Origin of the sequence: Collinsella sp. AM17-1, assembly GCF_003470665.1 — a bacterium.
Classification (GTDB): Bacteria; Actinomycetota; Coriobacteriia; order Coriobacteriales; family Coriobacteriaceae; genus Collinsella.
The window spans coordinates 72,627-96,890 of sequence record NZ_QRJZ01000006.1; the positions used below are offsets into that span (position 1 = coordinate 72,627).

The 24,264-nt window shown below is 59.8% G+C and carries 21 protein-coding genes, 1 pseudogene and 1 riboswitch; of the genes and pseudogenes, 13 read left to right on the plus strand and 9 right to left on the minus strand.

Going from position 1 to position 24,264, the window contains the following annotated elements; genetic code table 11:
- Positions 1–38: 38 nt before the first annotated feature.
- Genes dapD through dapA form a run of 3 tightly spaced genes read right to left on the minus strand, consistent with a single transcriptional unit; the run spans position 39 to position 3,840 of the window.
- A complete protein-coding gene (gene dapD, locus DW195_RS04545; protein ID WP_118094523.1) occupies positions 39–758 on the minus strand; it encodes a 2,3,4,5-tetrahydropyridine-2,6-dicarboxylate N-acetyltransferase in 720 nt (239 codons plus the stop codon).
- Positions 759–797: 39 nt separating this feature from the next.
- Positions 798–1,538 (minus strand): 4-hydroxy-tetrahydrodipicolinate reductase, encoded by a 741-nt coding sequence (dapB, locus tag DW195_RS04550; RefSeq protein ID WP_233540816.1) that lies wholly within the window; start codon positions 1,536–1,538, stop codon positions 798–800.
- Positions 1,531–3,840 (minus strand): 4-hydroxy-tetrahydrodipicolinate synthase, encoded by a 2,310-nt coding sequence (gene dapA / locus DW195_RS10575; RefSeq protein WP_118205984.1) that lies wholly within the window; start codon positions 3,838–3,840, stop codon positions 1,531–1,533. The genes dapB and dapA overlap by 8 nt, the downstream gene beginning before the upstream one ends.
- A 65-nt stretch (positions 3,841–3,905) precedes the next feature.
- A riboswitch (Lysine riboswitch) is annotated at positions 3,906–4,074 on the minus strand.
- A 146-nt stretch (positions 4,075–4,220) separates the two neighbouring features.
- Between dapA and DW195_RS04560 the strand changes: the two genes are divergently transcribed.
- The 5 genes from DW195_RS04560 (at position 4,221) to DW195_RS04580 (ending at position 8,275) form a co-directional block, all read left to right on the plus strand.
- Positions 4,221–5,408: an amidohydrolase gene (locus DW195_RS04560; RefSeq protein ID WP_117629768.1), complete on the plus strand. Its 1,188-nt coding sequence runs from the start codon at positions 4,221–4,223 to the stop codon at positions 5,406–5,408.
- A 56-nt stretch (positions 5,409–5,464) separates the two neighbouring features.
- Complete coding sequence (locus tag DW195_RS04565; protein ID WP_117583917.1) at positions 5,465–5,734, plus strand: hypothetical protein; 270 nt, start codon at positions 5,465–5,467, stop codon at positions 5,732–5,734.
- A 164-nt stretch (positions 5,735–5,898) separates the two neighbouring features.
- Positions 5,899–6,342, plus strand: a complete 444-nt coding sequence (locus DW195_RS04570; protein WP_089573052.1) for an FxLYD domain-containing protein — start codon at positions 5,899–5,901, stop codon at positions 6,340–6,342.
- Positions 6,343–6,374: 32 nt separating this feature from the next.
- Positions 6,375–6,797: an XRE family transcriptional regulator gene (locus DW195_RS04575; protein ID WP_117583918.1), complete on the plus strand. Its 423-nt coding sequence runs from the start codon at positions 6,375–6,377 to the stop codon at positions 6,795–6,797.
- A 98-nt stretch (positions 6,798–6,895) separates the two neighbouring features.
- Positions 6,896–8,275 (plus strand): protein kinase, encoded by a 1,380-nt coding sequence (locus DW195_RS04580; protein ID WP_158567898.1) that lies wholly within the window; start codon positions 6,896–6,898, stop codon positions 8,273–8,275.
- Positions 8,276–8,312: 37 nt separating this feature from the next.
- On the opposite strand, the gene DW195_RS04585 is transcribed toward DW195_RS04580, so the two are convergent.
- Positions 8,313–9,446, minus strand: a complete 1,134-nt coding sequence (locus tag DW195_RS04585) for a glucosaminidase domain-containing protein (protein WP_117655310.1) — start codon at positions 9,444–9,446, stop codon at positions 8,313–8,315.
- 394 nt (positions 9,447–9,840) lie between these two features.
- On the opposite strand from DW195_RS04585, the gene DW195_RS04590 reads away from it, so the two are divergent.
- Both DW195_RS04590 and DW195_RS04595 read left to right on the plus strand, forming a co-directional pair.
- On the plus strand, positions 9,841–11,097 hold the full coding sequence (locus DW195_RS04590; protein WP_118205986.1) for an ATP-grasp domain-containing protein: 1,257 nt from the start codon (positions 9,841–9,843) through the stop codon (positions 11,095–11,097).
- Between the two features lie 84 nt (positions 11,098–11,181).
- Complete coding sequence (locus DW195_RS04595) at positions 11,182–11,928, plus strand: aspartate/glutamate racemase family protein (RefSeq protein WP_055287235.1); 747 nt, start codon at positions 11,182–11,184, stop codon at positions 11,926–11,928.
- A gap of 126 nt (positions 11,929–12,054) precedes the next feature.
- Here the strand turns inward: DW195_RS04595 and DW195_RS04600 are convergent, their stop codons facing one another.
- The 5 genes and pseudogenes from DW195_RS04600 to DW195_RS04625 form a co-directional block, all read right to left on the minus strand.
- On the minus strand, positions 12,055–12,801 hold the full coding sequence (locus tag DW195_RS04600; protein WP_118205987.1) for an energy-coupling factor transporter transmembrane protein EcfT: 747 nt from the start codon (positions 12,799–12,801) through the stop codon (positions 12,055–12,057).
- The gene (locus DW195_RS04605) at positions 12,794–14,545 is read right to left on the minus strand and encodes an ABC transporter ATP-binding protein (protein ID WP_118205988.1); all 1,752 of its coding nucleotides are present in this window, start codon (positions 14,543–14,545) and stop codon (positions 12,794–12,796) included. The genes DW195_RS04600 and DW195_RS04605 overlap by 8 nt, the downstream gene beginning before the upstream one ends.
- A 212-nt stretch (positions 14,546–14,757) precedes the next feature.
- Complete coding sequence (locus tag DW195_RS04610) at positions 14,758–15,330, minus strand: hypothetical protein (RefSeq protein WP_118205989.1); 573 nt, start codon at positions 15,328–15,330, stop codon at positions 14,758–14,760.
- Positions 15,331–15,731: 401 nt separating this feature from the next.
- Positions 15,732–17,693: pseudogene (locus tag DW195_RS10740) on the minus strand (C69 family dipeptidase).
- Positions 17,694–18,101: 408 nt separating this feature from the next.
- The gene (locus DW195_RS04625) at positions 18,102–19,019 is read right to left on the minus strand and encodes a diacylglycerol kinase family protein (RefSeq protein WP_118205992.1); all 918 of its coding nucleotides are present in this window, start codon (positions 19,017–19,019) and stop codon (positions 18,102–18,104) included.
- A gap of 98 nt (positions 19,020–19,117) precedes the next feature.
- Between DW195_RS04625 and rnd the strand changes: the two genes are divergently transcribed.
- The 6 genes from rnd to DW195_RS04655 all read left to right on the plus strand — a co-directional run bounded on the left by rnd (position 19,118) and on the right by DW195_RS04655 (position 24,213).
- Complete coding sequence (gene rnd, locus DW195_RS04630; protein ID WP_006234315.1) at positions 19,118–20,251, plus strand: ribonuclease D; 1,134 nt, start codon at positions 19,118–19,120, stop codon at positions 20,249–20,251.
- Positions 20,252–20,315: 64 nt separating this feature from the next.
- Positions 20,316–21,020 (plus strand): zinc metallopeptidase, encoded by a 705-nt coding sequence (locus DW195_RS04635; protein WP_022094105.1) that lies wholly within the window; start codon positions 20,316–20,318, stop codon positions 21,018–21,020.
- Positions 21,021–21,135: 115 nt separating this feature from the next.
- Positions 21,136–22,587 (plus strand): exodeoxyribonuclease VII large subunit, encoded by a 1,452-nt coding sequence (gene xseA / locus DW195_RS04640; protein ID WP_370215085.1) that lies wholly within the window; start codon positions 21,136–21,138, stop codon positions 22,585–22,587.
- A gap of 42 nt (positions 22,588–22,629) precedes the next feature.
- Positions 22,630–22,896 carry an exodeoxyribonuclease VII small subunit gene (xseB, locus tag DW195_RS04645; RefSeq protein WP_006234311.1) on the plus strand — a complete coding sequence of 89 codons (267 nt, stop codon included), beginning with the start codon at positions 22,630–22,632 and terminating at the stop codon, positions 22,894–22,896.
- A gap of 49 nt (positions 22,897–22,945) precedes the next feature.
- Positions 22,946–23,281 (plus strand): histidine triad nucleotide-binding protein, encoded by a 336-nt coding sequence (locus DW195_RS04650; RefSeq protein WP_035137921.1) that lies wholly within the window; start codon positions 22,946–22,948, stop codon positions 23,279–23,281.
- Between the two features lie 41 nt (positions 23,282–23,322).
- Positions 23,323–24,213, plus strand: coding sequence for a LysR family transcriptional regulator (locus DW195_RS04655; RefSeq protein WP_118205993.1), 891 nt, complete (start codon positions 23,323–23,325; stop codon positions 24,211–24,213).
- The last annotated feature ends 51 nt before the right edge of the window (positions 24,214–24,264 follow it).

A 24,264-nucleotide genomic window follows, 5' to 3' on the forward strand; every position in this document is an offset into this window, starting at 1 on the left:
AGTCAGCGAAAACGCGGTTTGTCAAAACCGCGTAACTATTAAAGCTGGCGCAGACCCTCTTCCAGGCCGGTCTTGCTGTCGGTCTTCTCGTCGCGCATCTTGATGACGCGGGCGGGGACACCGGCCACGACGGCGCCGGCGGGGACGTCCTCGACGCACACGGCGCCGGCGGCGACAACAGCGCCCTTGCCCACGCGCACGCCTTCCAGGACCACGGCGTTTGCGCCGATCATGACATCGTCCTCGATGATGACGGGCGTGGCGCTGGCGGGCTCCACAACGCCTGCCAGCACGGTACCGGCGCCGATATGGCAGTTCTTGCCCACGGTGGCGCGGCCGCCCAGCACGGCGCCCATATCGATCATGGAACCCTCGCCGATAACGGAGCCGATGTTGATGATGGCACCCATCATGATGACGGCACGGTCGCCGATCTCGACGCGGTCGCGGATGATCGCGCCCGGCTCGATGCGGGCGTTGATGCCCTTAAGGTCGAGCATGGGCACGGCGGAGTTGCGGCAGTCGTTCTCTACGTCGTAGTAGTCGATAGAGTCGGCGTTGGCGTCGAGGATTGCCCTGAGCTCATCCCAGTCGCCAAAGACGGTCTTGCCGCGCCGCCCGCCGTAGACATGCGCGTCGCCCCAGGCAACCTTCATGCCGGGCTTCTCGCGCACGTACAGCTTGACGGGCGTCTTTTTGGGCGCGGTGGCGATGTAGTTGATAATCTCCTGTGCGTCCATCTCGGCTGCGTTGCTCATATGCTGTCTCTCCTTTGAGGGGGTATGGTTGATAACTAGTTAGGCGAACATGACCTGGTCGAAGGTGTAGAAGCCGGGTTCGCGGGTGATGAGCTTCTGCGCGGCTGCCAAGGCACCGTTGACGAAGATCTGACGGCTCGTGGCGCGGTGGGTGAGCGTGACCTCCTCGTCCTGGCCAAAGAAACTCACCTCGTGCACGCCGGCGACGGTGCCGCCGCGCAGCGAGTGCATGCCGATCTCCTTGGGGTCACGCGCGCCGCACATGCCCTCGCGGCCATAGACGGGGTGGTAGCCTGCCTCGGGCTCGGCCTCGACTACGGCGTCGAGCAGCAGCTTTGCGGTGCCGCTGGGGGCGTCGACCTTTTGGTTGTGGTGAGTCTCGACAATCTCGCAGTCAAAGCCGGGCAGCTCACGCGTGGCCTGGGCCACTAGATGACGCAGGGCTGCGATGCCGATGGAGTAATTGCCGGAGTGCATGACGCGGGCGTTCTGGCCCAGCTCACGCAGGCGGTCCATCTGCTCGGGAGTGTAGCCTGTGGTGCCCGAGACCAACGCCGCGCCCGTGCGCTCGACATAGGCGACGACGGCGTCAAAGGTCACGACGTTCGAGAAGTCGATAATCACATCGGCAGCCGGTGCGTTCTCGAGCTCGCCCAAATCGAAGCCAATCTGGGCCACAATGTCGAAAACGGGCTGTCCGGCGGTATCGACAATACCCTCGGCGGTAGTGCGGATGAGCGAGCCCATGCGGCCCGTTCCCATAATGACGGTCTTAATCAAGCAGACCAGCTCCCTTCAGAGCATCGGTAAGTGCGGCTTGCGTGTCGTCTGCCATGGGGCACAGCGGCATGCGGTAGTTTGCCTCGATCATACCCATCTGAGCGAGCGCTTCCTTGACGGGGATGGGGTTGACCTCGCTAAAGAGGGCGTTGATGAACGGCTGACCGGCAATCTGGATATCGCGGGCGCGCTCCACGTCACCGTCCAGATAGGCGCGGCACATGTCGTGCACGAGCTGCGGCTGAACATCGGCCCACACGCTGATGGTGCCCGAGGCACCCAGGCTCATGAGCGGCACGGTGAGGGCGTCCTCGCCCGAGTACATTCGGAAGTCGTCGGACAGCAGGTGGGCGATCTTGGCCGCGTAGGCGACGTTGCCCGAGGCTTCTTTAATACCCATGATGTTAGGGTGCGCGGCCAAGCGTTCTACGTTGCGCTCGCTGATGCCGCAGCCGCAGCGGCCGGGAATGTTGTACAGGATGCAGGGGATATCTACGGCATCGGCAACGGTCTTAAAGTGCTGATAGATGCCCTCTTCGTTGGACTTGTTGTAGTAGGGGGTAATGAGCAGCAGGCCGTCGGCGCCCAGGCCCTGATAGGTGAGCGACTTGGTGAGCATAGTCTGCGTGGAGTTGGAGCCCGATCCGGCGATGACGGGGACGCGTCCTGCAACATGCTTGACCACCGCGGCGACAACGGAGTTGTCCTCGTCATCGGTCATCGTGGCGCTCTCGCCGGTGGTGCCCAGGGTGAGGATGGCGTCGGTGCCGTTTTGCAGGTGGAAATCGATAAGGCGCTCGAGTGCGTCAAAGTCGACGCTGCCGTCCTTTTTAAACGGCGTAACAAGGGCGACGATTGAGCCCTCGAGGTTGCGGATGTCCATGTTCTTCTCCTTCGCTTCCGCGATCTGGATGCGTTTGTTCCATTGGGCGGCGACTGCCAGGCGCTCGTCCTGGGCGCGACGGCGGGCGCTTTCGGCGCGCGACTTGGCCAGCAGCTCACGACCGCACGGCAGCACGTCGAGCGTGGCAAAGTAATCACCCGGGCGCTCGGCGCGGCGGATAAGGTCGGCCGAGCCGTCGGGGCGCAGCAGCACCTCGGCGGAGCGCAGACGGCCGTTGTAGTTGTAGCCCATGGAGTAGCCATGCGCGCCGGTATCGTGAATCACGAGCACATCACCCATGTCGATATGCGGCAGCTCGCGATCGATGGCGAACTTGTCGTTGTTCTCGCATAGGTTGCCCGTGATGTCATAGGTGTTCGTGACGGGCGCTGTGGCCTTGTCGGCGCCGCCCGGCTGACCCATCACCGTGATGTGGTGGTAAGCGCCATACATGGCGGGACGAATGAGGTCGACGGCACTGGCGTCCACGCCGATATAGTCCTTGTAGATTTGCTTCTCGTGGATAGCCTTGGTGACCAGGCAGCCGTAGGGGCCCATCATAAAGCGGCCCATCTCGGTGCAGATGGCCACATCGTCCATGCCGGCGGGAACCAGGATCTCGTCGTATGCCGCGTGTACTCCCTCGCCGATGGCGCGAATGTCGTTGGCCTGCTGCTCGGGCAGGTAGGGGATGCCGACGCCGCCGGACAGATTGATGAAGGCGACGTGTGCGCCGGTCTCGCGCTCCAGGCGTACGGCAAGCTCAAAGAGGATGCGCGCGAGCTTGGGGTAGTAGTCGTTGGTGACAGTGTTGCTGGCAAGGAATGCGTGGATGCCAAAGTCCTCGGCACCCTTGGCCTTGAGCATGCGGAAGGCCTCGAAGAGCTGCTCGGTGGTCATGCCATATTTGGAGTCGCCCGGGTTGTCCATGATGCCGTTGGAGAGCTGGAACAGGCCGCCTGGATTAAAGCGGCAGCTGACCGTCTTGGGGATGGGTCCCGCAACACGCTCAAAGAACTCGATGTGGCTGATGTCGTCAAAGTTGACGATGGCGCCCAGCTTGTCGGCGAGCTCAAAGTCCGCCGCCGGCGTGTCGTTGGACGAGAACATGATGTCATGCCCCGTGATGCCCAGCGAGCGGGCGATCATGAGCTCGGTATAGCTCGAGCAATCGCAACCGCAGCCGTATTCGTTGAGAATGGAGATGAGCGCCGGGTTGGGGTTGGCCTTGACGGCAAAGTATTCCTTAAAGCCCGGGTTCCATGCGAAGGCGTCGCGCACTTCTTGCATGTTGCGGCGGATGCCCGCCTCGTCGTATAGATGAAATGGCGTGGGGAACTGCTCGACGATATGCTCGAGCGTCTCCTTGTCCACAAACGGCTGCTTGGCCGCATATGCCTCGTTGGGAGTCAATGACATGTCCCGTAAACCTCGCTATCCAGACGGCGCTACCTGCGCATCGAATCCGCATAGCGTGGACCCAATGTCCGGATAGCGCTCCCGCATTGCTGCAGACAGTCCTGCGGGTGTTTCCCGCAGGCCCACCAGGCTGTTCGTGCCCGAAAAACCCAGTTCGGCGGGTTTCGCCTCCCCACGGGGTCAAAGCCTGCCGGCTCGCCCGCGGCTCTTCGTGCCCGCGCCTCTATCAAGTGGTAAAGACCCTATCACGTTGCACTTTACCAAACAAGAGTATTCGTATATAACGTTTAAAAAATGCAGGGATATGCTGGAAATAAGGGCGCGGCAATCTTGCGGCACAATAAGATGACAACTGGCGCGCACCTATGAAAGGAACCTTTATGACCGAGCTCCAAGAACTCCGTCGTTATCGTCGCGACCTGCACCGCATTCCGGAGCTCGACTTCGATCTTCCGCAGACTATCACCTATATCGAGGGCGTGTTGGCGCCGCTCGCCTGCGAGGTGACCCATCCGTGTCGCAGCTGCGTCTGCGCTTTCTTCGATGCCGGCACGGGCGCCGCGCATGCCACGGCGATTCGCGCCGAAATGGACGCCCTGCCCATCGCGGAGGCAACGGGCGCGGCCTTTGCCTCGACGCATCCCGGTAGGATGCATGCGTGCGGTCACGACGGTCACATGGCCATGGCGCTCGCGGCGGCGACTTTTGTCGACCGAACGATTCGTGAGCAGCCGGGCGCCATCAAGCGCAACGTGCTCTTTGTGTTTCAGCCGGCCGAGGAAACGACCGGTGGCGCCAAGACGGTGTGTGAGAGCGGCGTATTCGAGCGCTACGGGGCGGATCGCATCTTTGGCTTCCACGTATGGCCCGATTTGCCCGCCGGCACGTTGGCGAGCTGTTCCGGTCCGCTGCTGGCGCGCTCAAGTGAGACGCACATTCATATCCATGGCACGAGCATCCATATCGCCAAGACCTACGGCGTTCCAGTCGAGGAATCGCATGATGCCGCGCTGGCAGCGGCCAAGTTCTTGGTTTCCGAGCGCGAGCTCATGGACGAGTTGGGTGCCGACGAGCCCTGCATTGGTAAGTTCGGCCTGCTGCAGGCCGGCACCGTCTGCAATGCGGTGGCGGGGGAGGCCCATGTGGCTGGCAGCCTGCGCGTGTTTACGGACGGTATGTTCGACCGTGCGCGCGAGGGCGTGCGCCGCGTGTTGGACGAGGCCTGCGCCGCAACAGGCTGCACGTACGACCTCGACTTTGCCGAGGGCTATCCGCCGGTCGATAACGACCCCGAGCTGTTCGCCCACATTGCGCCTGCCTTGTCCGAGCTGCAACTTGTGGACGAGCCACTGCTAATCGCCGAGGATTTCGCGTTCTATCAGCGTCATCTGCCGGGCGTGTTCTTCTTGCTGGGCACGGGCGTGCCGGAGGGTCAAGAAAACCCGAGCGATTCGGATGGCTGCCCCGCCTATGCAACAAGCGCCCTGCATACCGATACCATGCTCTTTGACGAGGAAATCCTACTCAAGGACCTCGATGTCTACAAACGATTGCTTGTGATGGAGTGACGATGAGGCGACGTCGGCAATCTGCCGTATATAGTCCGGGTGGATGCGGGTGTGGTTTGCTGCTACTTCCGGTCATTGCTGTGAGCATTGGCGTGATGTTTGTGCTTGCTGGGCTGGCTGCGGCGGCACTCGTACTGTTTATCACTGCCATCGGCGTGACGATTTGGCTCTGCCGCAATCGCGGGCAACGCCGTGCCGACGGTAAAACCAATGTCGGCTGGGTCGTATTCCTGATCATTGCGTACCCGCTGAGTGTCAGCTACCTGGTGTTCTTTGCCCTGTTGATGATCAGTGCCTTTACCGGGAAATCCGTCACGGTGGGTTGATGCGCTGCCAGCAGACGGTCACGCAAAGTGCGTTTGCTCGGCGTCTGGATAGCTGCATTGGCCGTTTACCGCAACCTTAGCTCTCAGCTAATGAATTCAAATTCAATCCTTCCTACGATGTGCTGTGTGCCGGCACGGTAGCCGGATCGTAGGAAGGATGAATAATGGCAAAAGAGGGAAAGAAGCCGATCGGCAAGATTGTCCTAGGCGTCATCGTGGTGCTGGTTATCGTCGGTGCCGTGGGCTCTATGGGTGGCAATTCAACCGATTCGTCTGCGAGCGATTCGGCAAAATCTGCCGAGACGACACAGCAGGCTGAGGAGCAAAAAGAACCGCAAGAACCGTATACCATTGCTGACGAGGCTGAAGACACCTCCAATCAGTTTGCCTATAAGATCACGGGCACGCTGACCAATAACACGGACAAGGAAAAGAGCTACATTCAGATTGAGTATGTTCTGTATGATGCCGATGGCAACCAGGTTGGAACGGCTCTTGCAAACACCAATCATCTGAAGGCGGGCGGCTCCTGGAAGTTCGAGGCGCTGGGTACGGTGTCTCCCGACCAGGTTGCTAGCTGGGAGCGTTCGGACGTAAGCGGTTTCTAGCATGTTGCATGCACTGGGGGAGGTGAAGTCGTATGCCCGATAAAAAGCTGACCGAGGAGTTGCTCAATGAGCTTCTCGATGCGCCGAACATCGATGGCTATATCAGGGAGCACGACTTTGCCGCCCCGTCGCTTTCGGACTACCTGAAGCAGCTGCTGCAGGAAAAGGGCTTGGAGCGTTCGCGCGTGGTGCGTATGGCCGACCTCAACGAGACCTTTGGCTATCAGATCTTTACTGGTTCGCGCAATCCGAGTCGCAATAAGGTGCTGCAGATTGCCTTTGCGATGGCGCTGACGCTCAAAGAGGCCAACCGTGCACTGACGGCTGCCGGGGTAAGCGTCCTTAACTGCAAGGATCGCCGTGATGCGATTATCATCTTTTGCATCGATCGCGGGTGCAGCCTCCAAAAGGTCAACGAGGAGCTGTATCGCTTTGGCGAGGAGACGGTGAGTTAGCGGCTGATATCTGAGCCGGCGGAGCTGCCGAACAACGATGCAAACGAACGGGGCGCGGATGCCATGGGGTGTCTGCGCCCTGCGCTATGATGGAGGCTATGGATACTCAGACCACAACATATTCCGATGACGAGCTGACCGCAGCGCTTGCCGAACATCTGGCGTCGCTCGATCGCGACGACAGCTATCGCGTGGAGCGTGTACTTAAGCGCTCGTCCGTTGAAACAACCGAGCTCGTGTACTTTGAAGGAACCGGTGGTGGTTCGATCGGCCCCTTTGTCCGTAAACGCATCGATGCTTCGGCTCAAATCGGCGGGGCATACGAGCGTCTGTTTGCCGCCCAGCGGGCGGGCGGGCGTTTTGAGCACCTGCCCAGAATCGTCGATTGCCGTCGTGTGGGCGACGAGCTTAACGTGGTTATGGAATATATCGAAGGAGAGACGCTCGGGGTGCTGGTGGACCGTCTGGGAGCCACCCCCGATTATGCACGTGAATTGTATCCTGCCCTTTGCGACGCCGTGGGCGAGCTCCACGCCGGTTTTGCAATGGCGGGGGAGACGTCGGCGCCGGTGATCCATCGCGACCTCAAGCCATCGAATATCATCGTGACAGGTGCGAGCCGTACGCTCGATGAGGGCCTGACGTTTTCATCGCTGGTGATTATCGACTTGGGGATCGCGCGCGTATGGCGCGATGGCGCCGATGCCGACACCGTCAAGTTTGGCACGCGACCCTATGCGCCGCCCGAGCAGTATGGGTTTGGGCAGACGAGTGTGCGCAGCGACGTCTACGCACTTGGCGCCCTGTTGTTCTTCTGCTTGACGGGAATCGACCCTAAACCAGGGCTCGACATGCGCGAGCAATGCGAGGCGCGTGGCATTCCCACTCCACTTGCCGATGTCATCTGCATGTCGATGGCGCTCGACCCGGCTAAGCGTTTTGCGAGTGCGGAAGCGTTGGGACGGGCTACGCGCGCGGCATACGATCTGAGTCGCCCCGTGCGGCCTCCTGCGCCTGCGCCTGTCCGTACTCCAGACTCGGAGACGGTGTTGACGCCCCAAGGGCTCCAGAACCCCGCAGGGCTTCCTAGGCCTGCCGCCTCTGTTGCATGCGGTCTGCTCTCTCGCGTTCCGGAGTCTCTGGGGCGCATTTGGAATACGCTTGTCTGCTTCTCGCTACTTGTGTTCTTTGCCGGAAGCCACTTTGCCGTCTTTCACCCCACGGGAGCAAACCAAAGCTACCCGACGTGGCTTCTCATAATCGAGTATTTTTTCTTTGTCGATGGCCTTATGGTGCTTATGCATTTTGCGCTGCTCGATAAGCGCCGTCTTCGTCGGCGATTCGTACTGCTCGACAGCTATCGCGGCAAGAAACTCGCGAAACTCTGGCTCAAGGCATTGGGTGTGCTGCTCCTATGCATGATCGTCATAGTCGCGGTTGCCAATGCGACCGGCGTCGTCGATACCTCCGCTACCTAAAAGAAAAGGGCCCCATTGGGGCCCTTTGCAGTTGCGCTTAGATGCGGTTCATCTGAGCGGCGACTTTGTTATACCAGTCCTGCCACGTGGGCGGGCAGTACTTTTTGGCCGCTGCCGGAGTAAGGGTGGAGCCGTAGTTGGCACCCAGATAGGCAACGTGAGCGGAGATGCCCTCGCTCCAGCTGCCAAAGCTGCGCCAACCGCCGCCACGGGCGCTCCAGCCCCAGGCGTTGTAAGAATTGGCGCAATAAGCACCCTTGGTGCTCTCGATACAGGCGATGGCGGGGGACCAACGGGGGTCGACACCGGTATTCCAGGCGGCGACGGCAAAGTTATAGCCCTGGCCTGCCATGGGGGAGCCGGCGAGATAATTGTCGATGCGGCTCGTCCACTCATTAATGAACGAATCGTAATCGGAACTACCGGTATTGGAGTTGTTCACCGTGGTGTCTATGGTGGTGTTGGTGTTGGTGGCCTGGCTGCTGGAATTGCCGCCGCTTACGCCCTCGCCCGAGAGCTTCTCGGCGGCAGCGGCCTTATCGGCCTCAAGCTTGGCAAGCTCGGCGGCATTTTCCTGCTCGGCTTTTGCCTGTGCCTCGCTGCGGAGCTGCTGGGCCTGCGCCAGCGCATCCTCGGCGTTTTTCTGCTCTGCCTCAAGCTGTGACTTGGCCTGCTGGAGCTCGGCCTTGTTCTGCTCGAGTTCGGTTTGCATATTATTGAGCTCTTCGATCTCGTTGACGCTCGAGCTCGTGATCTGGTTGGTGTATTTGCAGGTCGTGATGAACTCACCCAGGCTCTGCGCATTGACCAGGAAGCTCACGATGGGATTGGTGCCCTTCTGATACTTGTACAGATCGCGCATGGCGGAGCTTGCCTTGGCCTGCTGCTCGGGAAGCTTAGCCTCGATTTCCTCGATGCTTGCCTCGTTGGAGTCAATCTGCTTTTGCAGGTCATCGAGTTTGGTGCGGGCGTCGTTGTAGGCGCTCGTGGCGGCTTCGATCTTCTGCTGGGCTGCGGAAAGCTGGTCCTGCGTTGCCTGCGAGGCGGCATACGCCGCAACGGGGGAGAGCATCGGCGTGGCCGTCAGCGCAACGGCGAGCGCGGCGCTCGTGATGATACGAGCCGGCTTCGACGCAATGAGCGCTGCGGTGCGATGATTCGAATGCTGCATCCAGTCCCTCTGCAATCAATCGTAGGTTATGGTTCGAACGGTATTCTACTACTGCTTTCGACCTCAACTTGAACCTTAAAGGTTCCAAAGGGTCAAGTTGAACTTGAGGCTTTGGCTTTGACCAGCAGTTATGATGAATTGTTGAGAAACCATAGAGTTCAACTTTAACGTTACGGGGGCCTGTTTGCGGACGGGCTTTCGGTCGTGAAAGCTATCTCAACAGGGGGCTTGCGGCTACAAGGCCCCATCGCGGTGAGTGCGGCTTTATGCTGGACGATCACGTCGATTGCCATAGATACGGTGGAGCTTTGGGCGCCGGCGGCTTGGCACGCTAGAATAAATCAGTTGCGCAAAGACCGCCCGTTGTGTGGGCAGTTCATGATAGGAAGTTTCCATGGCATTGCAGTTTACAGAGCGCGAGTTCATTCCCGTGCTGCTCGGAGGCGACATCAACGCCTATTCGGTGGCGCGCGCCTTCTACGAAGAGTACCAGGTCAAGAGTCTGGTCTTTGGCAAGTACCAGACGGGTCCCGCTTACCGCAGCCAGATTATCGACTACACGCCCAACGTGGATATCGACACTATGCCCGTGATGCTCAAAACCGTCAACGGCATTGCCCAAGCGCATGCCGACAAGACGATTGTCCTTGTGGGCTGTGGCGATAACTATGTTGCCCTTGTGGCTCAGGCCAAGGATGCCCATGAGCTGGCGGATAACATCGTCGCGCCTTACGTTCCCTACAGCATGCTTGAGCAGTGTCAGAAGAAGGAGATCTTCTACGAGCTGTGCGAGAAGCACGGCGTGCCCTATCCGCATACCTTTACCTTCACCATGGCGATGCTGAATGCCCAAGGCGAGGCACCTGCCGAAGTGCTCGACCAGATCGATTTTCCTTACCCGATGATCCTGAAGCCTTCCGACGGCATCATGTGGTGGCAGCACGAGTTCGAGGGCCAGAAAAAGGCCTATGAGATTGCCGACCGTGCCGAGCTGGAACAGGTCATTCGCGACTCGTATGCCAGCGGCTACACCGACGACCTGATCTTGCAGGATCGCGTGCCCGGCAACGACGAGTATATGCGCGTGCTCACCAGCTATTCCGACCGCAACGGCAAGGTCCGCATGATGTGCCTGGGCCACGTGCTGCTCGAGGAGCATCAGCCTCACGGTGTCGGCAACCACGCCTGTATCATCACCGAGCCCAATGACGAGCTCATGGGCGGCGTGCGCAAGTTGCTCGAGGACCTTCACTTTGTGGGTTATTCCAACTTTGACGTTAAGTACGACGAGCGCGACGGCTCGTTTAAGTTCTTCGATTTCAACACGCGCCAAGGTCGCAGCAACTACTACGTCACTAACAGCGGCTTTAACGTTGCCAAGTATGTGGTGGACGAGTATGTGTTCAACCGCCCGTTTGAGCCGGAGTTTGTGACGGCGCAGGACGAGGCGCTGTGGATGGTCGTTCCCATGGGCGTCGTCGACAAGTACGTCAAGGATCCCGAGCTGCGCGCTAAGGTGCATCGCCTGGACAAGGAAGGCAAGGGCGCCGACCCTTCGTTTATGAAGGGCGACTTTGTCTTTAACCGCTGGCTGCGCATGTGGCACACCAAGCTGCGCCACTTTAAGCTGTTCAAGACGTATTACAAGTAGATGAGTGCGGCGCCCGTCCGGTTTACATCGGGCGGGCGCGGGTATGATACGCGCAATTGCGCAAGCGTCACCAAGGAGGCGGCGATGGAAAAGCTGGGAGTTATCGGCGGCATGGGCGCCGAGGCCACGTCATATTACTACGACCAGGTGGTGCGTCATACGGCTGCTGCCTGCGATCAGGAACATATCGACATGGTGGTGCTCTCCAAGTCGACCATGCCCGACCGCACGCTGGCCATTAAGACCGGCGAGCATGCCAAGCTGCTGGCGACCATGAAAGAGTGTGCCCAGGCACTCGAGTCGCTGGGCTGTGCGCACATTGCCATTCCCTGCAACACGTCACACTACTTCTACGACCAGATCCAGTCGTTTACGAAGGTGCCGATTATCCACATGCCGCGTGAGTCGGTGCGCTATGCCCTTGCGGGTGCGGTGATGGGGGAGTGCGAGTTCGACCCCAACCTGAGTATGCCGGCCGAGCCGGTGCACAAGATTGGCATTATGGGCACCGACGGAACCGTGGGCGCGGGCGTCTACGGCCGCGAATGCGAGGCTGCGGGTGTTGAGGTCGTCTATCCCAGCGAGAAACGTCAGAACGATGTGATGTCGCTTATCTACGATGATGTGAAGGCCGGACGTGAGCCCGATATGGATAAGTTCGACCGCGTGATGTGGGAGTTCGCCCGTAGCGGCTGCGACCGTGTCATTCTGGCCTGCACCGAGCTATCGGTGCTGCAGAAGTATCGAGAGATGCCCGAGATCACCCTCGATGCCATGGATGTCCTGGTGCGCGAATCCATCATCCGCAGCGGCGCTCCCTACCGCCTCTAGCTTCCGACCTGCCAAAAAAGGGACAGGTTAATTTTGGTAGATTTTATCTGGTGAAACAGTAAAGGCCTCGGCTCGTTTGGTGCGAGCCGAGGCCTTTTGCGTTGGGTGGTTGCTGTCGGTGGTGAACTAGAACAGGAAGCCGATGGCGATGAGGGCGATGCTGACGATGAGCACGGCGATGTCCAGGCCCTTGATGGGGTAGCGCTTGTACGAGCTGGCGTGTGTACGCAGATAGAAGCCGCGCTGTTCTGCCGCCAAGGCTGTGGCATCGGTCTTGCCCACGCTCGAGATGAGCAGTGGCACGCACAGTGGCAGCATGAGCTTAAGCTTCTTGATGGGGTTCTTGGTGTCGTACTCGACGCCGCGTGCGGTCTGCGCTTCCATGATGGCGTTCATCTCCTGACCAAACACCGGCACAAAGCGTAGCGCCGTGGTAAAGGTGAAGGCATAGCGATACGGCACGTGCAGCACCTCGACGCAGGCGTTGGCGAGGTCGTTGAGCTTGGTCACCATAAGCATGAGGATGAGTGGCAGCGCCACGCCCAACAGGCGTAGGCAGGCCTTCGATCCGGTAATGAGGCCCGTGTCGGTGATAAAGCCCCACACTATGTTGCCGTCGCGCATAAAGGCCAGCTGAAGCACCAGCATGATAAGTGCGAGCGGAATCAGCAGCTTGAGTAGCGAGAGCAGACGGTCGACGACACCGGCATAGGCGCCCAGTGCGAGGGTGAGTGCCAAAAAGCCCAACAGCGCCACGTAGGTGTCGGACAGGAAGATGCCGATGATGATGGCGGCGGCAAGGCCCAGTTTGACGACCGGGTTCAAGCGGTGCAGCAGTGTGTCGCCCGGCATATAGTCGATGACGTTAACCACGGTGGACCATCTCCTCGGTAATGCGAACGATATCGGTGACCTCGCTCACCTGTGCAAAGACGGGAGAGACGGAGGATGCCAGACGATGAGAAAGCTCTATGACCTGAGGTGGCTCAACGTAGGCTTGCTGCATGAGCTCGATGTTCGAGAATAGCTCGTGCGTGCGGCCGCGGTCGAGGATACGACCGTCGGCCATTACTACGATACGCTCGGCAAAGTCGGAAACGACTTCCATGTCGTGACAGACCATAATCACGGCGCAGCCGCGCTCGGCCATGGTGCGCACCGTTTCCATGACGGTCATGCACTCGCGGTAATCAAGGCCGCTCGTGGGCTCGTCGAGCACGACGATCTTGGGCTCAACAACTACGACGGAGGCAAGCGCCACCATTTGTCGCTGACCGCGCGAGAGCGAGAAGGGCGCCTCGTCGGCCGGCAAGCCAAAGCGGTCGATGACGAGCTGGGCGCGACGCAGCGCCTCGGCACGGTCGATGCCGGTAAGCTCCAAGCCAAAGGCGACCTCGTCGAGCACGGTGTCCTTGCAGATCTGGCGGTCGGGGTTTTGGAAGAGGGTTGCGACTTCGCGGGCGATACGGCTCGTGGGAACGGCTGCGGTATCCAGTCCCGTGACGCGCACGCTGCCCGAGGCGGGCTTAAGCAGGCCTGTGAGCAGCTTGGTGAGCGTGGTCTTGCCGGCACCGTTTTGGCCGACGATACCCACGAGCTCGCCGGGATAGAGGGTCAGGTTGAGGTCGTGGACGGCGGCGCCGCCATAGGGATAGGCAAACTCAACATGATCGAAGGTGAGCACGGGCTCGGCGTCCTTGGCATGAGGGCGCAACGACGGTGCATGCGGGGAACCAGCGGGCGCCTGGGCTTCGATGGCCGAGTGTGCGGGGTCGACGATGCCCGAAATCAGGCGCTCGGCCTCATCGACATCCAAGCAGGGGGTACCGCTTACCAGGCCATCGGCCTCGAGGCTATTGAAGATACGCGTGACGCGAGGGCAGTCGACGCCGATGGCACGGAGCTCGTCGGTATGCGCGAAGACCTCGTGTGGCTCGCCCTGCAGCGCGATTTCGCCATGGTTGAGCACGAGCACGCGGTTGCAGTACTCCGAGAGCAGGGCGACCTTTTGCTCAACGACGACGATGGTGATTCCAAGTGCGCGGTTTGCCTCACGTAGCGTCTCGAAGACCAACGTGGAGCTGGCGGGGTCGAGTGCCGCGGTGGGCTCGTCGAGAACCAAGACGCGCGGACGCATGGCGAGGATGGCGGCGATGGCTACCTTTTGCTTCTGTCCGCCCGAGAGGGTGGCGATCTCGCGGTCGCGCAGGTCGCTGATGCCGACGGTCTCGAGCGTTTCGCTCACGCGCTGCTCGATCTGGTCGTGGGGAACGCCAAAGTTCTCGAGTCCAAAGAGCATCTCGTCCTCGACGACCGAAGCGACCATCTGCGTGTCGATATCCTGCAGCACACTGCCGACGATTTGCGACACGTCGGTCAGCGAGACCTCGCAGGTGTCGTGGCCGTCAACCATGACGGACCCAAAGAACGTGCCGGTGTAGTGGTGGGGCACGGCACCCGACAGGCAGGCGGCAAGCGTGGACTTGCCGGCGCCCGAGGGCCCGATGATGCCGATGAAATCTCCCTTGTTCACGCTGAGCGAGATGTGGCTAAGCGCCTGCTCGGTCTGCGTGCCATAGGAGAACGAGACATCGTCGACGTTGATGATCGTTTCCATGGATACCTTTCATAGTCATTGGGGACAGTCTTAAATGACCAGTTGTTTAAGAACGTCCCCAAAAGCTAGTCGTTTGGGACAGTCTTTGTTGGTGGAGTGCGGAGACGGCTTTGCGAGGGGCCCCAGGTTGGCGCGAAAGAGGGGCGAAGCGTACTTGGGTACGCGAGTGACGAATGAACGCCAAGATGGGGTGGCTCGTAAAGCCGAGCGGGTTAATTGAGCCTAAGGGCCTTCTGGATGGGCAAGTAGAGGGCGCCGACCAGAATGGCGTTAAAGACGGCGGTCATGGCGACGACGGGCAGCATAGCGGCGGCGAGCTCGCCCACCACGCCGAGCATGGCCATCTTGATGACCATGAAGATGACGCCCGAGACAAAGGTGGTCACGAACGTTGCGACGATGGCGACGGCAGACTTGACCTGTCCGTCCTTGGCAGCAGCGTTAACGATGACGGCCATGAGCATGGCGGCGATGCCCTCGGCGGCAAAATCGACGAACGGCGAAGTGGTGGTGATCTGGATCACGGCAGCCGAGATGAGGCCAATGACGAGCGCCTGGCCGATGTTGGGGCGAACGACCAGGATGGTGAGGCAGAAGGCCGAGATGATGAACTCGGGGCTGATCATGCCGCCCGAGATGCCCGAGATTGCCTTGCCGACGGTGAAGTTGAGGATGAAGCCGGCGGCGAGCAGGATGGCGAGCAGGACGAGGGCGCGGACATCGAGTTTGCCGCGATCGGCGGTCTGGACGGTGCGGGGCTGGGCGGCGGTGGTGTTCTGAGACATGGTGAAAATCCTTTCGGAATGGGAGTGCAAGAGAAAAGCGGAGGCGCGTGATGCGAATGCGATCGGGCTCGAGATAGAAAAAAGGCCCCCGGTCGAAACCGGAGGCCTTCCAATCACCTAGAGCGCAAAAACAGGCGTGAGGGACTCACTGTCGACCGATCGTATTCGCATCACGCCACCACCAGTTGTTGAGAGAGTTCATCGTGTTCTTCATGTTGGTGGCTCCTTTCGTGATGCCGTGGCGCGGTCGCACCTAGTTGCTGTTGCGCTGCACTATAGCACAGCGAAGTGTGTGCGGGGAAATCTTTTTTAAAAAGATTTCAGGCGGGTTTCCCGCCGGTCAAAAGAGCGGGCTGAGCGGGCGAGGCTGCCATTGCTGCCTTGCCCGCTCAGCTAAGACGTTACTCCTTATTGCGACGGTAGAGGAAGTAACCGCCCGCGGAGATGACGGCAACGCCAGCGATGGCGAATGCAGCCACCACGCGGCCATCAAAACGATCACCGGTGGTGGGCAGGCCGCCCTTGGTGTTCGTCTTGTTGGTGGTTACCGTAGTCGTGGTGTCCGACTTGCCAGGCTTCTCGGGCTTGGTGGTGGGCTGCTCGGGCTTAGCGGGCTGCTCGGGGGTGCCGGGCTGCTCGGGGGTGCCGGGCTGCTCGGGGGTGCCGGGCTGCTCGGGGGTGCCGGGCTGATCCGGGGTGACCGGATCGGTGGCAAGAGCATCCTTGGCGTAAGTGATGGACACCTTGAGGCCGTTGGTCTCGGTGTTCAGGTCGCTCGGGGTGAAGGGCTCGTCAAAGTTTCCGGCCTTCTGATAGGCGCGCATCTCCTGGAGCAGGGCCTTGCACTTGACGTAGGTGTTTTCGGTGGCAGCCTTGCCGGCCTTGTTGGCCAGAGCGGTGCGGCCCTCGGTGGTCGTCTCGGCCAGCATGGCGGCGTCGACTTCCTTGTTCTGTTCGATGAGCTCGTTCTGGAGTGCATCGAGGTAGGAGCGGACGCTGATACCAAGGGTATCGGGATTCTCAAAGCAGAGGGAGCTGATGTCCATGAGGACGTAGTTGATGGAGTTCTCGGGCTCCTCGTTGTTCACGATGTCCGTCTCTTTGCAGTGGTCGAAGGAGACGGTCTGGTCGCTGAAATACGGGCTAACCTCGGTGATCAGCGCGGAGTAGAAGGGGATGGCGACGGAGTACGCGGCGCGGGAGAGCATTTCCCACTGGATTGTTGCAACCTGGGGATCAAGACCGTTGCGAACCTGGAAGACGTGAATCTCGGTGTTGCGCTCGGTGCCGATGGCATAGGCACCGTCAGTGTTGGCGTTAAGGCCCGGGGTATTCTCGCCACGGTTACCGAGAGAGCGAATCATCTCAAAGGTAGTCCAGTCTGTCTTTCCGGGCTGGAAGAACAGCGGCTGCATCTCGTGGACCAAGGCGCCGGTCGTGGCGCGAGCCTCTTCGCGCTCGTCCTTGACGATCTCGTAGTCGGTGCCCTCCTGGAGCTCGTTGCCAAAGTAGTTACGGCCCTGGACGTAGCGGGTCCACTGGTGCATACCGGAATTCTGAATGGTCTCGCCATAGGTTGCGGCGACGTCGAACTTGCCGTCGGTGTACTCGGCAAAGCCCTTCTCCTTGGGCATAGATTCGATGCCCTCGGAGTGGAGGCAGTTCTCGGTGTCGTTGAGGTCAACCTTGTAGTTGAGGTTGCCGATGTTGGGGTTAAGCGAGGCGATGTCATCGGTGAGCTTCATGGCGATCCACTGATGGCCGGAAAGTGCGGCGAACAGCCAGGTCTCATTGTTGTCGGAGATGATAATCTGGTCGTTGCCGCAGGCGCCCTGGTCGTCGATGATCTTGCCGAGGAGCTCGACACCCTCACGTGCCGTGGCGCTTTCGCCCAAGATTACGCTGCCGTAGCTTTATTCGCCAATGCCAGTATCGGTCAGGGGGTCCGCAGCCTTGGCGGCTGCATTCATGTAGGTGGTCAGCGTGGCGGAGCAGGAGACACCCTTCTCGTTGATGCCAGCCTCGGAGTAGGCATCCCAGCGCTCGTCCCACTGACTGGGGTGGTCACGCACATAGGTGTAGCGATACGAGGTCTTGGTCGAGGTATACACGAATGCAGACTCATCCGAGCTGTAGGTGTGACCAGGGCCAAACGAAGGCTCGATGCCAAAGTGCTTGAGGTAACGCTTGCGGTAGTCCTCAGCACGGCCGTAGTACGTATTACCGTCGGCCGTCAGCTTGTTGCCCATATAGACCTGCGTGCAGGCGAGCGCAGAGGTCGGCATGGACATGATGGTTGCAGCTCCAAAGGCGAGGCCTATGCCTAGCTTCTTGAGCGCGTTGACGGGGTGAGTTTTCCTCATTTTCCCTCCCAGCGTGCGAAAGCCCTCTGTCGCCAGAGGGCTTCAGCCAATAAAGACACCCCATTAGCGTAACGAACTGGAAACAATATTCATCTATGAAAGAAACTTACTCGATAAGCGTAATGAAATATGCGATGAGCGGTTAATTATACTCGGTTTGTAGCTTTACTTAAATAAAGGCACCCTGCAATTACTGTACCTGAATAAAGCATCTTGCACGGGGCGCAAAGAAAATCCCCCGCTGTTTGGCAAATGCATAAACAACGGGGGAGACGATAATTGGATGAATATCAGACCAATGTGGAATTACTTCTTTCGACGGTGGATCACGTTGATCGCATAGCCGACGAGCATGGCCAGAACAATGACGATAAAGCCGAGCAGGGGATTGTCGTTCATGGGGTCCTCCTATTTTCCGAGCGGTGAGAATTCGTCGACGATGAGGTCGAGGCATTGCGGAAGTGCGCGGGCACCAAAGACGCCCGAGTTGCTGGAGATGATCTCGCCATCGAACTGCATGCCCAGCGACGGGGTGCAGGTGATCTTGGCTTCCTTGGTCTGGATGATTTTGAACTGCGGGCGCCCGAGTACCTTGCCGGCGGGATCGAGCGCAGCGGTGATCACAGTGGGCAGCAGCTGCACGGTGCGCACGGGCTCGATGACCGCGATGTCGACCATGCCGTCGTTCATGCGGCAATCGGGGAACAGGTTGATGTCGTTTTGAATGACCGAGGTGTTGCCGGCCATGCAACAGATGCCATCGAGCTCCTCGACAATGCCGTCATGCTCAATCGTAAAGTGCGCCACCGTGGGGTTGGGCGTGGCGAGCGCGGAGAGGAAGTAGGCGATCTCGCCGATATCGTTTTTGGTGGGGGCGGCCTTCATCATGATCTCGGCGTCGAAGCCCGAGCCGGCGATGATGATAAAGCCGTGGCGCTTCTCGTTGCCGTTCTCGTCTAGCCAAAAGAGCTCGCCCATGTCCACTTTGACCGTGCGACCGGCGCGGCAGGCCTTGGCGAGCGCCGCTGCCTCGGGGGCATTGCCGATGTTGTTGAAGAACAGGCAGGCTGTGCCGGAGGGGAAGACGAGCGTGGGGACACCGCACCCGCGCATCTGGTCGAGCACGTTGGAGACAGTGCCGTCGCCGCCCGAAACGACCACGCGGTCGAACTCGCGCACGTCTGCCACGGCGTCCTCGGGCTCCATGCCATCACCGATAAAACGCATCATGACCTCGTCGCCGCCCTGCGCGAGGGCGTGCGTGAATGCGTAGATTTCATCTGAGCTGGGGCCCGATGCCGGGTTGTGGATGATAAGGCAGCGCATGCTTACGTTCCCGTTCTGTGACTAACCGAGTATAGTTGTAAGGCAATGCCGATATCCTACCCGTGTTTTTCGGGCCTAACCTTATTCGATGGGTTGATATGTACATTTCCACACATCAGGCTCTACTCGACTTTTGCCAGCGCGCCCGTGAGTTCGACGCGATTGCCGTCGATACCGAGTTTTTGCGCGAGCGCACGTTCCATCCACGTCTGTGTTTGGTTCAGATTGCCACCCCTGCCGAGAGCGTAGCGGTCGATCCCCTGGTAATCGACGACCTATCGCCGCTGGCCGAGCTTATGGCCGACGAGAGCGTGACCAAGGTCTTCCACGCCTGCTCGCAGGATATGGAGGTCATGCTCCATACCGTAGGCGTGCTGCCGCGTCCGATTTTTGACACGCAGGTGGCCGCCGCCTTTTTGGGCGAGCGCCAGCAGATTTCGTATGGCGCGCTTGTTCAGACGTTCTGCGGTGTATCGCTGCCCAAGACCGAGTCGCTGACCGACTGGTCGCGTCGCCCGCTGACCGATAAGCAGATTGAGTATGCGATCGATGACGTCAAGTACCTGATCGTCGCCTATACCGAGATGATGAGCCGCCTGCGCGAGCTGGGCCGTGTGGACTGGGTGCTCGACGAGCTGCGTCCGCTGGCTGACGAATCGCACTATCGCGCCGATCGCCACGAGGCGTTCCGCAAGGTCAAACGCATCAACTCGTGCAGCCGTCACCAGCTGGGTATCGCGCGCGAGCTCGCCGCTTGGCGCGAGGACCGCGCCGAGCGCCGCAACATCCCGCGCAAGTGGGTCATGTCCGACGACACGCTGCTGGCGCTCGTTAAGCGCAATCCTGTGCGCGTTGAGGAGTTCCGCAGCATCCGTGGTACCGATCAGTTGGGGGAGCGCGACGTGGACGGTGCGCTCATGGCCATCAAGCGCGGCGCGAGCTGCCCGCACGATCGCCTGCCGCTCATGGTGCGCGGGCATCGCCAGATCTCTCCGGAGCTGGAGAGCGTGACGGACCTCATGTATGCGCTCATTCGCCTGGTTGCTGAGCGCTCGGGCGTGGCGACCTCGGTCATTGCCTCGCGCGATGACCTGGCCGACTATATCGAGCACCCCGAGCAGAGCCCCCTGCGCGAAGGCTGGCGCTTTGAGCTTGTGGGTTCGCGTCTGGACGATCTGCTCTCGGGCAATATGGGGCTGACGGTGAAGGACGGCAAAATTGAATTGCTATAAGGAAGCCTAGCAGCTTGAGTGGGTAGAATGCCTCCAACGTGTAACTCGATTCGGAGGAATTCGCATGCCTTATTACTATGGATACGGCTTTGGCATCGACCCACTGTACCTGCTGGTTGTTCTTGTCTGCACGGTACTTGGCCTTGCCGCACAGAACTATATCAACTCGACGTACAAAACCTGGTCCAAGGTTCGCTCAGACGGCGACACGGGTGCCACGGTCGCTCGCCGCATGCTCGACGCCAACGGTTGCAATGCCGTGGGTATCAAGGGTGTCGCCGGTGAGCTCACCGACCATTACAACCCGCAGGATAACAACCTGTATCTCTCGGACGCCAACCGTTCGGGCGGTTCGGTCGCAAGCGTTGCCGTCGCTTGTCACGAGGCGGGTCACGCCGCTCAGCGTCAAAGTGGTTATGCCATGATGAAGGTACGCACCGCTTTGGTCCCCGTCGTCAACTTTACCCAGAACACCTGGACGATCGTGCTGCTCATGGGCCTGTTTATGAACATCGCGGGACTCACGACCCTCGCACTGATCTTCTTCTCGTTTAGCGTGCTGTTCCAGCTGGTTACGCTGCCGGTTGAGATTGATGCCAGTCGGCGCGCCGTGGCGTATATTGAGCAGTCGGGTATGAGCTCCAAGCAGGTCAACGGTGCCAAGAAGGTGCTGACGGCCGCCGCGCTTACCTATGTGGCTGCGGCGCTCACCTCGATCATTCAGCTGCTCTACCTTATGGCTCGCTACAACAGAAACTCCAACCGATAACAAATTGGGTCGCTGGGCGCCGTGGGGATTTGTGTCCCCGCGGCGCTGTACTATGTGTTGGACTTGAATTTGCGCAGGGCCGGAGCCCATGTGCACGATGACGAAAGGGGGCTGCGTGGCAGGCTGGAATCTGACCGGCAATACCGTTTCCGCCGAGTTCGACGGATCGGACGAGCAGGAGCGTAAAGAGCTCAGCGTGAGCCAGGCGGTAGAGATCGCCGCCGGTGCGCTCGATGCCATTCCGCAGCTGAGCGTTCTGGGCGAGGTCACGGGCTTCCGTGGCCCCAATGCCCGAAGCGGCCACTGCTACTTCCAAATCAAGGACGACTCGGCGGCCGTCGACTGCATCATCTGGAAGGGCGCCTACCTTAAGCGTACCTTCGATCTGCGTGATGGCATGCAGGTGAGCTTTAAGGGCAGCTTCAATCTCTACAAGCCTACGGGTCGCATGAGCTTCGTTGCACGCTCGTTCTCGCTGGCGGGGGAGGGCCTGCTGCGTCAGCAGGTGGCTCAGTTGGCCGAAAAGCTGCGTCGCGAGGGCCTGATGGACGAGGCGCGCAAACGTCGCATTCCGGTGTTTTGCTCGCGTGTGGCAGTCGTCACCTCGCTTTCGGGTGCCGTGATCGACGACGTCAAGCGCACGCTGCGCCGTCGCAACCCGCTTGTCGAGCTTGTTTGCGTGGGTGCCAAGGTGCAAGGCGAGGGTGCGCCGGCAGAGCTTATTGAAGGCTTGCGCCGCGCCGCTGCCATTACGCCGGCGCCCGATTGCATTTTGCTCGTGCGCGGCGGTGGCTCCTTCGAGGACCTCATGACCTTTAACGACGAGGAGCTTGCCCGTGCGGTGGCAGCCTGTCCCGTGCCTGTGGTGACGGGCATTGGGCATGAGCCCGATACCTCGATCTGCGACATGGTGAGCGACCGTCGCGCCTCCACGCCAACGGCAGCGGCAGAATCGGTGGCGCCGGCTATGACGGAGTTGGCCGACGTGCTCGAGACGCGCCATCAGCGTCTGGGCGCCGCGATGGCTTCGATGATCGGGTCTGATCAGGTCGATCTGGAAATGCTCGACCAACGCGGCCGTCGTGCCTGGGACACCTATACGGCTCGTCTGGGCGACGCGCTCGATGCAGCCGCGTGCCGCCCGTGTCTTAACGATCCAACGTTTATGGTTGAGCGTCGCGAGTCCGAGCTTGCCCTGACTGCCGACCGCCTGTCGGGCGCCATAGCGCGCTCGGTCGGGGCATTCCGCTCCAACTTTGAGCGCCTGCCCGAGCGTTTGGTTGCAAGCACTTCGGGGCTCGATGGCAAACGCCATGCGCTCACGCTTGCGAGTTCCCGTCTGGAGCATCAGGGGCGCACGATGCTCAGCAAGCCCGCGTCCGACTTGGGCCGAGCGGCGGCTTCGCTCGATGCCCTGTCGCCGCTTAAGGTACTTGCCCGCGGTTACTCCATCGCGTACAGCGATGATGGGGTTGCTACGAGCGCCAAGACCTTTAAGCCCGGCGACGCCATCCGCGTGCGCATGGCGGACGGCAACGTGTCGGCAACCGTCAACGCAGTCGAGTAGACCGCGTTTCATAGTGATAAACCTTTAGGAAAGGAAACAGATATGGCAGAGAAGACCCCGGTGGAGCAGCTCACCTACAAGCAGGCCTCGCAGGAGCTGGAGCTCATCATCCGTAGCCTGGAGTCGGGCGATATGGAGCTTGAGGAGTCGCTCGAGAGCTATACCCGCGGCGTCGAGCTCCTCAAGAGCCTGCGCACCCGCTTGTCCGATGCCGAGCAGAAAGTCTCGGTGCTCCTTAAGGACGTCGACGGCAACGACGTGCTCGCCGACGGCGAAGCCGCCAACACCGACGACAACCTCTCGTTCTAACCATCCCGACCAAATATAATTACCTTGGTCTGTGAGAAAGGAACCAACCATGTGCGATTGCATCTTCTGCAAAATTGCCAACCACGAGATCCCCTCGACCGTTGTCTATGAGGACGACCAGGTCATCGCCTTCGACGACCTCAATCCCCAGGCGCCGGTCCATACGCTCGTGATCCCCAAGAAGCACTACAGTGACATCGCCGACAACGTACCTGCCGAGACCATGGGCGCCATGGCTCACGCCATCCAGGAGGTCGCTAAGGCCAAGGGCTTGGAGGACGGTTTCCGCGTCATCTCCAACAAGGGCGTCAACGCCGGCCAGACCGTCATGCACTTCCACATGCACGTTCTCGGTGGCAAGAACCTGGGCGAGAACCTCATCTGAGGGCGCGTAGGCCGTCGACTTGGCTGCCTTTGGAGTAATCTATGCAGCTTTCTCAACTCGAATACCTTCAAGCTGTAGCGAACTATGGCGGCGTGCGCAAAGCAGCTCGCGCCGTTCACGTGAGTCCGCAGGCCGTTTCGTCGGCAATAAAAAAGTTGGAATCTGAGTATCAGATTGTTTTGCTCGACCGATCGGCGGGGGAGGCTGTTTTGTCTCCGGCGGGCAGAGAATTTGCGCGTCGTGCACGCGTGATCCTGGCGCAAGTCGACGATCTCAAAAAGTACGCTCAATCGGGGAACGGCGGCGTTTCGCCCGACGGCCATTTCCGTCTTTACGCCCCCTGTCTTCACGGGCGGGGGCGCCTTTTTTCCGAAAACTGGTACGACTCGTTTGAAAGCTCGCACCCTCAGATTCATCTTGATGTGTGGCATCAGCCAACGGCAACATGCTTTGAATCACTTATACTTGGAATTTCGGACGCGGCTATCTCGTTTGAGGAACCACGGGACAGCGTCCTTTCTTCAAAATATATGGGTGAAAAGGAGCTCAGGGTTCTTTCATGTCCAGCTGGTCATCAATCTGTTGACGCTATGACCATTCGTGAGTTACTGGGCGGCAGGCTCGCTGTTCCCATTAATTTGTCACCCTGTCTCAATGCAATCAATCAATGTCCCGAAGCTCAGCTGGTTAATTTCCGCTTTCGCGATGTCGAATACGGAAACAGGGCGCAGGCTGAGTTTCTTCAAGCCGGGGGATTGATATTGAGTTTTTCTGGCTCTTCTCTCGCATCGGATGGATCGGAAGTGAGCGAGTGCTCCATTGAAGCCTCACATGACGTAGCCTTGCCCATCTACTTTTGCTATCGACAAAATGCCTGGACCGATCGACACCAGACGGTATTTCTTCACCTATTGCGTCATCTCGCTTCGTGAGGCCATTTGGCCTCGTGTCGTCAAGTGAATGTTGACGCCCTGCAACACATA